At 43.1% G+C, this 11,990-nt stretch carries 12 protein-coding genes; 2 read left to right on the forward strand and 10 right to left on the reverse strand.

The annotated features are described in order from the left end of the window. Window positions 1–9: 9 nt before the first annotated feature. A complete protein-coding gene (smc, locus tag ACHUFN_RS00845) occupies window positions 10–3,504 on the reverse strand; it encodes a chromosome segregation protein SMC (RefSeq protein ID WP_394220382.1) in 3,495 nt (1,164 codons plus the stop codon). A gap of 240 nt (window positions 3,505–3,744) precedes the next feature. On the opposite strand from smc, the gene cysZ reads away from it, so the two are divergent. After that, a complete protein-coding gene (gene cysZ / locus ACHUFN_RS00850; protein ID WP_394220383.1) occupies window positions 3,745–4,482 on the forward strand; it encodes a sulfate transporter CysZ in 738 nt (245 codons plus the stop codon). A gap of 53 nt (window positions 4,483–4,535) precedes the next feature. Here the strand turns inward: cysZ and ACHUFN_RS00855 are convergent, their stop codons facing one another. Further along, complete coding sequence (locus ACHUFN_RS00855) at window positions 4,536–6,131, reverse strand: SEL1-like repeat protein (protein WP_394220384.1); 1,596 nt, start codon at window positions 6,129–6,131, stop codon at window positions 4,536–4,538. A gap of 12 nt (window positions 6,132–6,143) precedes the next feature. Next, window positions 6,144–7,046, reverse strand: coding sequence for a lipoprotein NlpI (gene nlpI / locus ACHUFN_RS00860; RefSeq protein ID WP_394220386.1), 903 nt, complete (start codon window positions 7,044–7,046; stop codon window positions 6,144–6,146). Window positions 7,047–7,139: 93 nt separating this feature from the next. Here nlpI and cdd point away from each other — a divergent pair, with 93 nt between their 5' ends. Further along, a complete protein-coding gene (gene cdd, locus ACHUFN_RS00865) occupies window positions 7,140–7,589 on the forward strand; it encodes a cytidine deaminase (protein ID WP_394221023.1) in 450 nt (149 codons plus the stop codon). 93 nt (window positions 7,590–7,682) lie between these two features. Here cdd and ACHUFN_RS00870 read toward each other — a convergent pair whose 3' ends face one another. The 7 genes from ACHUFN_RS00870 to ACHUFN_RS00900 all read right to left on the reverse strand — a co-directional run bounded on the left by ACHUFN_RS00870 (window position 7,683) and on the right by ACHUFN_RS00900 (window position 11,978). Further along, window positions 7,683–8,345, reverse strand: coding sequence for a hypothetical protein (locus ACHUFN_RS00870; protein WP_394220387.1), 663 nt, complete (start codon window positions 8,343–8,345; stop codon window positions 7,683–7,685). A gap of 2 nt (window positions 8,346–8,347) precedes the next feature. After that, the gene (locus ACHUFN_RS00875; RefSeq protein WP_394220389.1) at window positions 8,348–8,950 is read right to left on the reverse strand and encodes an RNA polymerase sigma factor; all 603 of its coding nucleotides are present in this window, start codon (window positions 8,948–8,950) and stop codon (window positions 8,348–8,350) included. 9 nt (window positions 8,951–8,959) lie between these two features. Next, on the reverse strand, window positions 8,960–9,652 hold the full coding sequence (locus ACHUFN_RS00880; RefSeq protein ID WP_394220390.1) for an energy transducer TonB: 693 nt from the start codon (window positions 9,650–9,652) through the stop codon (window positions 8,960–8,962). A 96-nt stretch (window positions 9,653–9,748) separates the two neighbouring features. Further along, the gene (locus tag ACHUFN_RS00885) at window positions 9,749–9,919 is read right to left on the reverse strand and encodes a hypothetical protein (protein ID WP_394220391.1); all 171 of its coding nucleotides are present in this window, start codon (window positions 9,917–9,919) and stop codon (window positions 9,749–9,751) included. 148 nt (window positions 9,920–10,067) lie between these two features. Next, a complete protein-coding gene (locus ACHUFN_RS00890) occupies window positions 10,068–10,601 on the reverse strand; it encodes a hypothetical protein (RefSeq protein ID WP_394220392.1) in 534 nt (177 codons plus the stop codon). Window positions 10,602–10,702: 101 nt separating this feature from the next. Continuing rightward, window positions 10,703–11,071 (reverse strand): hypothetical protein, encoded by a 369-nt coding sequence (locus tag ACHUFN_RS00895; protein ID WP_394220393.1) that lies wholly within the window; start codon window positions 11,069–11,071, stop codon window positions 10,703–10,705. 187 nt (window positions 11,072–11,258) lie between these two features. Further along, window positions 11,259–11,978: a DUF4328 domain-containing protein gene (locus ACHUFN_RS00900; protein WP_394220394.1), complete on the reverse strand. Its 720-nt coding sequence runs from the start codon at window positions 11,976–11,978 to the stop codon at window positions 11,259–11,261. Window positions 11,979–11,990: the final 12 nt, after the last annotated feature.

Genomic DNA, 11,990 nt, shown 5'->3' on the forward strand with positions numbered 1-11,990 from the left:
CGCCCTTTGTTATGCTTCAGCGAAGGCCACAGCCTCATCAACATCTACCGCCACCATACGCGAAACTCCGGGTTCCGCCATAGTTACGCCGGTAAGATGACTGGCCATTTCCATCGCTATTTTATTGTGGGTTATATAAATAAACTGCACTGTTTGTGACATTTCTGACACTAAGTTACAAAAGCGCCCTACGTTTGCGTCATCCAATGGTGCATCTACTTCATCCAACAAACAAAATGGTGCCGGATTTAACCTGAAAATAGCAAACACCAATGATAAAGCGGTTAATGCTTTTTCTCCACCGCTTAAGAGATGAATCGTGCTATTTTTCTTACCAGGAGGGCGCGCCATAATGGTAACACCAGTTTCAAGCAGATCATCATCAGTAAGCGCAAGGTATGCTGAGCCGCCTCCAAACACTTTAGGAAATAGTTGTTTAAGGTCTTCATTAACCTGTTCGAATGTGTTTGAAAAACGTGTGCGTGTTTCTTTGTCTATCTTACGAATGGCAGACTGTAAAGTGTCTAGCGCCCTTTTGAGGTCGTCGTGTTGCGTGTCTAAGTGAGACTTCCGTTCAGACTGTGTTTCATACTCTTCAACGGCGGCTAAGTTAACAGCACCTAAACGCTGTAAATTGGCTTGCGTTTTTTCAAGCTCTTCTTGCCAACGCTTTTCCTCTGCATCTTCTGGCAAGGTTTCCAAAATGCTCTTTAAGGACAGCTGTGTCTCATCAAGTTGTTCCAATATAGTATTAGCACGTACGCGATACCCTTCAATATCGATATTTAACTTGTCGATGTTTGTTTGCCGAGATTGAATATCTTTACCCAGCATCTGATGGCCTTTTTCAGCCTCTTTTAACCATTGCTCTATGCTTTCAAGTGCACTGTGCTTTGCATTTTTCAACTGCTCTAACTCAGCTTTATGTTCCAATAGAGATTGAAGCTCGGCTGCTTGAACCTCTTCAGGAGAAACAAGCTGATTAAGCTCTTGCTTCAATCTTTCTTTGCTTTTTATGTATTCTTCACGCTGCTGAAGATTACGCGTAACCTGTTGGCTATATAAATTTTGATGATTATCGAGCTGTTGTTTTTTAAGCGCAAGCGCATGATTTTGCGAGGTAAGTGAATCGACTAATGCTCTTAATTCAGCAGTGTTTCGTTCTATAGATTCGCGTTTAGTGTTCACATCATCGATATGCACTTCGTGCTCTAGAATTTGCGCCTCTTGAAGCTCTAGCTTCTCTGAAAGTTGTGCAAGTTGCTCTTCTTCTTTCGCTAGCATGAGCTCTTGTTTTGCAAGCTCATCATTCAGTTTAACAGAGCGCGTTGATTGCTGCTCTTGCTGCATTTCTAGCAACGATAATTTGTTTTTTATTTGAGATAGCTGATTTTCTTTTTCTCTTACTCTTTGTTGCTGCGACTGCTTTTGCGCCTCGCTTTCTGTGAGCGTGTGCTGAACACGTTCAAATGCATTATTAACTTCATCAATGAGGCTTTCTTTAGCGTTGATTTCGCCCACAAGAGCCTGAATTTTGTTTGCTCGCTGCACAGCGCCATCACTCACCTCGCCCGGTCTTACAATCCATTGTGCACCAGCCCACAGGCCTGTTGGTGAAATAGCACTGGTGAAACCTGTGCCAAGGTTTTCACAAGTACGTGCAAGGTCGTCATTGTCTTTGCACAAAAAAATGTCGTTAAAGAAGGCTGGTACACGAGACGTTGAAGATGCTTGGCTTCGTTCGCGCAATAGCGCTTGTGCCAATGAGCCTGCCTTTGCATTAGTAATGAACGCTGCATTGGTAAATACTTTAATACCGCTCGGCAAACTTTCTGAATTTTGCAGCAACGCTTGAATGCCATGACTTTTTGCAACCACAGGGTCGTTACTGTGTTGCAAAATACACTCTACACAGCGCGCAAGTGTTTGGCTTGAACTAAACTGTTGCCATAACTTTTCTATGCCTTCCAGTAGCACATCATCGTTACTAGAAGCATCTTGCTGAAGCGCTTCTAATGCGGCTTTTGTCGATTTTGCGGTTTGTAATTGCCCTAGAGCTTCACGAAGGCTTGCTTCAATTGATTTTGCTTCACTTTCTTGTTGCAGCACTGTTTCAATTGCTGTTTGAAGCGCACGTTGAGCGTCTTCAATTTCAATGCTGAGTTCTTCGCGCTGCCCTTCTAAAAGTGCAATCTGACTAGAAAAATCTTCGTTGTCTAACTGTTTCAGTTCTTCGTGAAGCTCACTGATACGCTGAGATGTACGAAGCTGCATGCTCATCGTCGATTGAATTTGACTGTGGCACTGCTGCACATTGTGACGAAGCTGATTGTAAGTTTGCTCTTGTTCTCGTGCTTTGGCGTTAAACTCTCTTAAAGCTTGCTCTGAGTCTTCAAAACGATCTCTAGCATGCTCTAATTCGGCTTCTTTCAACGTCATTTCCGGCGCAATATCCTCAAGTGCATCGTTGGATACCGCCAAAGCCTCCTGTGCCTCAGAAATTGAATGATTTAATAAGTCGTGCTTTTCGTTTAAATGCGATAGCTCTTGCTCTACTTGCGCCTTGCGCTGTTTGGCGTGAAGCGCATTTTGCTCTAATCGTGTAATAGAATTGCTTGTTGTAAACAACTGCTGCTGAAGGTCATCAATGGCTTGCTTTGTCTCAACTTGTTTAGTTTTGTAAGACTCAAGCCCCGCTTCATCGCCCTGGAGCCTTGCCACCAAATCATCAACTTCCAGCTGTAAAGCTTGTTGCTGCTTTTGAAGCGCTTCTATATGTTCGCTATTTTTCAGAAAACGAATGGCAGCAAGCTGACTTTTCAGCGCTCTGGCCTGTGAACGTAACGTTTTGTAACGTGTCGCCGCGGCGGCCTGTCGCTGAAGTTTTTCTAGCTGTTTACCTAACTCATCGCGAACATCGTTCAAACGCTCAAGATTATCTTGCGTGTGCCGAATACGATTTTCTGTTTCTCTGCGACGCTCTTTGTATTTTGATATGCCAGCGGCTTCTTCTATGAAAACTCTCAACTCTTGTGGCTTAGATTCGATAAGCCGGGAGATCATTCCCTGTTCGATGATGGCGTATGATCGCGGCCCTAGCCCTGTACCTAAAAACAAGTCGGTTACGTCTCGTCTACGACATTTGGTGCCGTTGAGGAAATAAGTGGAAGTCGCGTCTCGCGTAACCAAGCGCTTAACAGACAGCTCATTATAGTTGGCAAATTCGCCAGATATTCGCCCAGAGCTATTGTCGAACACAAGTTCAACGCTGCACTGTCCAACGGGTTTACGGGAAGAAGAGCCATTAAAAATTACGTCGGTCATGGCGTCACCGCGTAAGTTTTTGGCGGAGCTTTCGCCTAAAACCCAACGTACGGCGTCGATAACGTTAGATTTTCCACAACCGTTTGGGCCAACAATGGCCGTCATTTCTCCAGGGAAAGGAATGGTAGTTGGTTCGACGAAAGACTTGAAACCCGCAAGCTTTATCTTTTTAAGCCTCATGCATCATTCCTCTGATAACCAGAGCTGGAAGCCGAATTCGCATAGTAGACGGCTTAAATAGCAGATGAAGTAGAAATGATGCAATCACACAGTAGATTCTTTTGTTATTATGCTTCGACTCTACCAAATCTAACAGCTTGTAACAATTACCATTTAAGTGAGTTAGGCACAGAATGCGCGAAGTGCGTATGATAGAGAAGACAGTTACTAAACACAGCGTTCAAACGCAAAGGAGTATGAATGAGTTCAGGTGGTGTACATTATTTCTTTGAAGGCTTTTCGCTTATTAAAACGAAAGGACTTAAGCGTTTCGTTTTCGTGCCCCTAACCATAAACTTGGTGCTATTTTCAGTGGCTTTTTATTTCTTGTTCGGCCAAATAGAGATGGGCATTGCTTATGTTATCGACCTTGTCCCTGAGTGGTTAGGCTGGATCAAAACCGCCATCAGTTTCTTCTTGTGGCCTCTTGCTGTCATTAGCGTTTTGCTCATTTTCGCACTTATCTTTGGAACCCTAGCCAACTGGATTGCCGCCCCGTTTAATGGCGTGCTTTCTGAAAAAGTGGAACGTCACCTTACTGGTCAAGATTTGGGAGACGAAGGTGTAATGTCTTTGGTGAAAGATATTCCGCGTACAGTAGGCCGCGAACTCACAAAACTTATTTGGTATGTACCGCGTGCCATCTGCTTTCTATTACTGTTTTTTTTCTTACCTATAATTGGCCAAATACTGTGGTTCTTATTTAATGCATGGATGATGGCCATTCAATATTGCGATTACCCTTACGACAACCACAAAATAGACTTTACACGCATGCGCTTGCACTTAAGCGAGCATAAAGGAAAAGCCATGACCTTTGGCATGATGGTGAATGTATTTTCCCTCATTCCAGTCGTTAACTTTATTGTTATGCCCGTTGCGATTTGTGGCGCTACATCTATGTGGGTTCGAGAGCTTAAGCACACACTCGCTGACTAAAAGCGAGTGTACTAATCAGTTTAGTCAATTACAGCTAGCCATTAATTGGGTATTTACTTACCGCCGGTAAAGGCCTCGTATTCAGCTAACCAGTGTGCTGCCTCTTTTTGATTTCCACTGTTGTGAAAAGCTTGAAAGAAATTCATTGAAATAGGCCGTTGTGCGTTTTGTTTTTCTAATTGCTGCTGCCACAGCACAAGATACAGCGGCGGTATCACACCACTATCGTGATGTTCCATAAACGTTATTCTGCGGCTCGGTTTATAACTATTTGCGCCCAGCACCGTACAGGTTTTAGAACGCGCAATAATGGTTGAAGGGTCTATGTTTAACCAATTCTCCACCGTCTTATAGGGCGCATACCAATAATCAGTGTCAACAATAAGGTTGGGCGGAGAAAAGTCGCCCATTCCATTTTCATTGCACAGTTTATTAGCCATGCCTTTACCAATGGGGTACTCGTCAGCAAAACCTGCAAAGTGTGCGAGTTCGTGGACAAATACCGAGTACGCATCGCTAATGTCTAAGTACATTACGCCATTTTGAACGTTAGCTTTGCCCTGTTCTGCCACTACAATCGCGTGACTGAATTTATGCTTTTTCGCGATGCTCGCTAATGGCGTTATATTACAACCCAAGATACCGGCATTTTTGTAATTTGAATCGCAGCTTAAAACATCAGGTTTAAGCCAGATAGGTGGCGCTATGCAAATTGAAAGATTCTGTAACCTTTCATCGTTTATGTATTCATTATAAAGATTGTGCGCTCGCATAATCGTTGCCAGGCTTGTTGCAAACGGCTGCACTCGTTGAAGGCATTGAGTGTCGCTTTCCCAACTAAACGGCACCGAGTGCTTTGATGCTTGGCTTAAAGTGTACGGGGTGTAAAGGTTAATCGTTTCTAGCGCTTTGCTTGCTTGGCGATGCCCTTGTTTTGCTGCGAAGGTAAAATGTTGCTTAGCCTGTGAATATTCGCCTTCATCCCACAATAGGCGGGCGTATTTAAATGCACTTTGCATGTCTAACGTAGCCGTTGCGGCAAGCAGAGGCTTGGCGAGCTGCTGCTGCCCATGCAGCAAATACCAATCGGCCAGTGCTGCTTGTGCAGGTACATAGTTTTGTGAAGCAGCCCGCACGAGCCACTTCTCACGCTTTTCGGGGGAATCGGTAGACATTGCAAATGCCAACTGTGCTTCAGCCACCTCGCCCAATGCGGCTAAGCGCATAAAGCGCTGCGACGCGCCTTCTTCACCTAATATTTGGTAAAGCAGCCACGCTGCATCTGCATTTTCTAGGTTAACAAGCTTTTCTAGAAAGTACGTGGCAGTGTCTTCATTTATCGATTTGGCGGATGAAAACGCTGTGTTAAAGGCTCGCTCAAACACCATAACCATTTGAGATTGCGCTTCATCACTGCCCTGCTTCGCCGCCAGCCATAACAGCGCTAGTGCTTCATTAGCTTTCGTGCGTGGCGGGTTTAATGGAGAAACATCGACAGCCTCGCTGTTTTCTTTTTGAAAATCGGCGGGCAGCAAGTGGCTTTGCGAAGAAAGTACACTCACTGCGTTAGCAATAAGTTGGGGAATGTAGCGCCCACTGTCGCCCGCAACGACGAGCAGTGCAAACACTGCTAGAAATAAGCCTCGCATAACGCTTGTAGCTTACTCTTCGCTAACCGCGTCGCTGCTAGCTTGTTCACGCAAACGGTTAAGTTCCATTCTTGCGTAACGGTGTTCAACATAATCAAACACATTAGTGCTTAGCGCAAGCTTGAAGTAGTTTGATGCAATACCACTATTTCCGCGCTGAGAGTGATACTTTCCAAGATAAAAGTAGGCTTCGCAAAGCCTGTCTGTTAAGGCTTTTTGACTTTTAATGCCAACCAATAAAGAGTTCAGCACGTCGTTTTCATCTACCGTACCTAAGAATAAATCCACCAATGTGGTCGCCCAATGCTTGTTATCTACTGTGGGGCGAATAGTGGCTAAATAGGTTTGACCTTCTAGTTCTGATACCTCGTGGTGGGCAAAGTATGCCCAAAGCGCACGAAAAGGGTCGCTCTCGTCTTTTTCAAAGAATCGATTCAAGTCACTGGTGGCTAATTCTGCTCGGCCACCGTAATAAAGCGCAATACCGCGGTTTAAAAATGCAAAGTCGTAATCAGGGTTAATTTCTAATGTTGAATCAAACGCATCGTAAGCCTGAATAAAGTCTTTTTGCTGAATGTAGTGAATACCAATAGAGTTATATGCTTCAGCTAAATCTGGCTTTAAGTTAATTGCTTGGGTGTAATCAAACTGAGCTAAACCGGAAAGCCCTACACTGTCGTATAGCATGCCACGTTGAAAGTGCAGCTCGGCCTTGTCTTCATCTGAAAGTGCGGGACTGGTTAGCACCTGGTTGTAGCGCGCAATTGCCATTTCAGAGCGCGGATTAACAGGCGCTGGCTCTGCTAAAAGCAGGTTTCCCATTTGAGGTTTTTGTGAAACAGGTGGTGTTTGCGCACAACCGGTCAAAATAGCAGCGAATAGCGAAAAAAAGATGAGACTAACGTTTCTGCACATGGTAAAAAAGCATTCTATAAAAAAAGAAAAAACCGCCTGAGTATTAAGTATACGCTTGTTGCGGCGTTAATGCCGCCAACCTTCTCGCATTTGATGGTAAAAGTAAAGCGTAATGGGTGGTTAACACAGGTAGCTATGAAGAAAAATAACTTAGAAAAACTTTCACAACTTGCTTTCGACGCACAGAAAAACTCTCACTCACCTTATTCCAACTTTAAAGTTGGCGCCGCAGTACTTACGCCCTCTGGTGAAACCTTCTCTGGTTGTAATGTTGAGAGTGCAGCCTTTCCGTTAGGCCAATGCGCCGAGGCTACTGCTATAGGCAATATGGTTACCCAAGGTGAAAAGCGTATATCGCATATTGTTATTGCCAGCCCGAACGATGAGTTTTGCTTCCCATGCGGCGGATGCAGACAAAAGATTGCTGAATTTGCCCCAGACGAAACGCCTGTAACCATGGTTAGCCAAAGTGGCGAAACCTTCGAAACCACCATTGGTGAATTACTTCCAAATGCGTTTCGGGCCCATGATTTAGACAAATAGGCCTTCCTCGAAAAATACTGCTATTCGTAAACGAGGCTTACCTATTTGTACCTTGCCTCGTTTACGAACGTATCCTGCTTGATGCTTTTTAAATCAGCACATCAACGGTTTACTCGACTGTTTAATAGAAAGTATTCTTCCTTGGGCATCGAAGGCGAGCGCCACGTGAGTGCCAATATTGATATCCCCTTCAATGCGCCCGTTAATATTTAACGATGCAATGAGGTTCTCAGAGACCACAACCTTCTGATCACTACAGTTCACTAAAAGCCAGTAACCATCTTGCGCTTGCAGCGTTGCTGGTTCTAACGTCACCGCTTTAGCCACTAATTTGCTCTCGACATATTGTTGAGTATAAGCATTAAAACGTGCTTGGTAATCGTTACCCGTTTTGCTAGCTAGTAGCTTATCTTCACCCTCAAAACCGTGATAATGAACAATGTCTACGCGATGTGCCGCTGTTTGCGGGCCCAACGAATGACTATTCTGTATTGTTCCAATGTGGTACACCCCAAACATTGCAATAATAGCAAACGCCCCAGCGGTAAAGCGTAGGGTTGAAGATGAAAAATAAGCGCGAATATGAGAAGCCATGGCGGCAAACACGCGTTCAGTTTCATTCTCTTTCGCCTTATTATGCGCGAGTACACTGGCTCGTATCCTTGCATTGGCCTTTTGGGTCATCGCATCATTTTGCTTCTGCACTTGCTGGCTGCGTTTAAACGCATCTTGTAGCTCTTTATCTGATATAGACATGATTACAATTTCTCCAGCATAGTTTTAAGACTGTCTTTGGCATATCGAATCCGAGTTTTCACTGTTTCTTTTTCAGCGCCACAGATCGCGGCTATCTCTGCTAGCGTAAACCCCTCGAACTGTAGCGAAAGCGCCTCTTTTTGCTTGTAAGGCAACTGCTGCATACAAGCCTTGAACACGTCTATTTCTAGCCCTTTTGCCACGTCGTCCTCTATCGAAGACTGAGCGTGCTTAAGCAATTCAGATAAAGAAAACGAATCTATTACATCGTTGTTATATTCAAGATTGGCGCTTTTTCTAAATTCATCAATAAGTGCTCTCCTTCCAATTATGAACAGCCAAGCTTGAAAATTTTCGCCATTTTTAAACAAATGGCGATTCTCTATCACTTTTATCCATGTGCGTTGACACATATCTTCTGCTGTGGAGCTATCACTAAGCATTTTCAAAAAATAAAACAGCTTGTTATTGTGTAAATCAAAGAGTGCGGCTAACGATGCTTCATTACCTTTAACGCTATATTGCAGCATTAGCCTCTCACTCACACCTAACGCTTTTTCGCGCTTACCTTGAAACAGGTTTTGCAAGCTTGCGCCTATACTCATAGGCAATCCTTATTTTTCTAGTTTGAAATCTAATACTACAACCATACCTGGTTGACTAACAGGTACACCGCTTTCCAGTTTGGGTTTGTATTTCCATTTTTTAAGCGCTTTGCGTGCGGCTCTATCAAACACACGCTTAGGCTCTGAGTCTAAAACCGTGATGTCAGATACTGCCCCACTAGCACTAACAGTGAACCCAAGTTTTACCCAGCCCTCAATACCATCGCGACTTGCCTCTGGTGGATAGGAGGGATCTGCCCTAAATTGAGGCGTAGCCTGCATATCACCTTTGGCACTATTTAAGTTAATCGACAATTCCAAAGCCGTGTTAGGGATATGCGTTTTTATTTCAAAATTACCAGGGCCTTCATTAGGTTCAGGGTCAATCTCGACAACTTTTTGAGGAGGCGTTTTAATTACCTGCTCAATTGGCACCATTGGCTTTTTAGTAATGGTTCGTTCGTCTTCAGGTTGGTAGATGATGGGTTCGAAGAACACCGGTGGGGCTTCGCTTACGTTTACTTTGTCTTGCTTAATAAGCTCTGCCATTAATACAAAAAGCCCCGCTGTAACCACTCCACCAGCAATGGCGATGACGGCAGTTCTTATAGAACGTTGAGCTAATGGTGCTTTCTTGAACGGTAGCGCACTGTTTACTGTTAAGTGTTGCTGGTTTGTACTTGATAGCAATGTTGTTGGCATAAAGTTCCCCCTTTTTTTTCACTAAACGGGGGAACTCATAGGAAGGGGTGAAATTTTTTAAAATTTTTAATTACCCCATTTATGAAGTAACCAGATTTACTCTTTATTTTGGTTGCTGGGGTTTTGATTTGCCTCGCTTTGTCGACGTTGGTTTTGGTTATTTGCATCTTGGCGTTTGTTTAATTTAGCCGCAGCCATAAAGCCGACGATAAAAATCACAAATATAACAACGCCCACCCAAATCAAAACATTAAAAAGAAAGTCCATATCGTTTCCTCACTGCCGTAACGTGATTAAGGCCACCATTTACTTTTCTGGCTCAGCGAATCAAAGTACTTTATTAAGATACTTCATCGTGAATGCGTTTTCTAACAGTAAGTTTGTCATTCACCGAATGCGTGGCAGTTTCTTTTTTCTACCAATCGGCACTGTACGTTTTATTGGCTTCAAACGCTTCAACTTCTAGTGGCGCCTTGTTGTAACCATACTTCGCTAAATCAGATAAGTGTTGAGTAATAACACTATCTAAATTAGCCCTTTCAATTTGAAGCACATGTACAAGTTCGTGAGCTAGCCTAGGTCTATCTAACTCATAGCCATGTCTTACATAAATTGAGTAACCGAACACTTGAGCGTTGTTGATAATGCCTTCACCAATGAAGCCCATGGCTTCTCCAAGCACTTTTAATGGGTAGTTTTCGTAGGGGTAAGGGACTTGTTCAACGTATACAACTCTAATTTTTTCGGGATGTAAAATGCCGATTTCTGAAGCAAGCGATAGCTCTCTTTGATTGAGTGGCTCGCCAATTTCCATACCCTTCTTATCGGTTTCGTAAGCCCAGTCGATATATTGTGGGATAAGAACATTTGAAATGATTTTTTCATAAGAGAGAGCGGCGGCGATAATTGCCAACACTAGAATAACGGCCGTAATTTTTACAACTTTCATTATTTTCGTAATTCCTTTTAGCTTTTTAATAAGTTACAAGATGAATTACGACATAAACTACGATATTTAGCTGATAAATCAAGTCATTAATGTATTTAATACTAGCCCCACCTTTGTACCGACTCTAGTGTGTCGTACGGAAGAGAGTTAAATGCAATTTTGGCTTGCGGTGCCTTTGAATGAATAACGTTTATAAGTTTTTCAAAAAGAAGAAAGTGATCGGGGTCAGTCCTAACTCCAGCCCCCACCAAAACAATATCGGGTTGTTCAGCACTGAGCGCATCTACAACTTGTTCGCTAGCCGTTTCGCCACTGTCGGTTAAACACCATTTTGCGTCGTAGCCGTTTTCTTTTAGCTCTGAAACAACTTGTAAAAAAGCCGCTTCCAGCTTTTCTTTTGTTAATTGAGGCCATTTTTTAAAATCAACAGCATCTGATTTCAAACCAATCAACAGCACTTTTTTACTCATTGTTTATTCCCATTCACGTAATAGACTCGAACACCTGTTCAATTTTCATACTAGTATAATCTTTAAGTAAACGAACCGCTAAAGAAATATTAAGGCCAAGTTTGCTGGCGCACGTTCAATAAAGCCTGTTTAGGCTAAATTGTACATACAATGTGTTGGTAGTTAGCCTTGCGCGCGAGTTTAAATGTTACTTAACCGTTGCCGCCGCAGTTTCTACATCTGAATTTTCTTCTGTTTGACTTAAAGCAAAATTCCTCGAGGCCATTTGCGCAGATGATATTTTACTGATTAACAACCAAGTAACTATTGCTAAAGGAATGGAGAGCAATTCTGAAACTTGCGAGACTATATTCACATTCATGATTTGAGAAATTTCTTCTGCACGATCTAACATTCTATATACCACTTGCCCTAAAATATTGTTCGCAATCCAGAAAAACCACCACAAGCCTAGAATTGGGCTGGCGCTCTCCATTTGCCAATTAGTTGGATTATGACTAGCTTTCCAAATCTCTTTCATTGCTTGATAAGGCTTCCACAAACACACAATGGGAATGACATAAAACCCAATTGACCACGCTGGCGTGAAGGCCATATCTTTCGCCCCTAATTGGCGTGCATTTTGGTTAGATTGATAAATCCATTTGAGAATGAAGTAGCCAGAAACTATAAAAATGCCCAAATACATTAATGCAATAATTTGCTGCCTTTTGTCGTTCGCTTCGGCATCTGCCACTGCCATTTCTTGGCTGAAGTAAACGCCATCTTGAAAGTCGGATAACAGCTGGTACTCCAATAAATTTGAGCCTATGGCAATAACTGCGATTAGAACTTGTGCATAAAGCAAATACTTAATCCATGTTACAAGATGAATAGGTTCTTTAAATTCGATATTTTTATTCGACATTTCCAACTTCCA

It is taken from the genome of Alteromonas gracilis (assembly GCF_043642145.1).
In the GTDB taxonomy this organism is placed as follows: domain Bacteria; phylum Pseudomonadota; class Gammaproteobacteria; order Enterobacterales; family Alteromonadaceae; genus Alteromonas; species Alteromonas gracilis_B.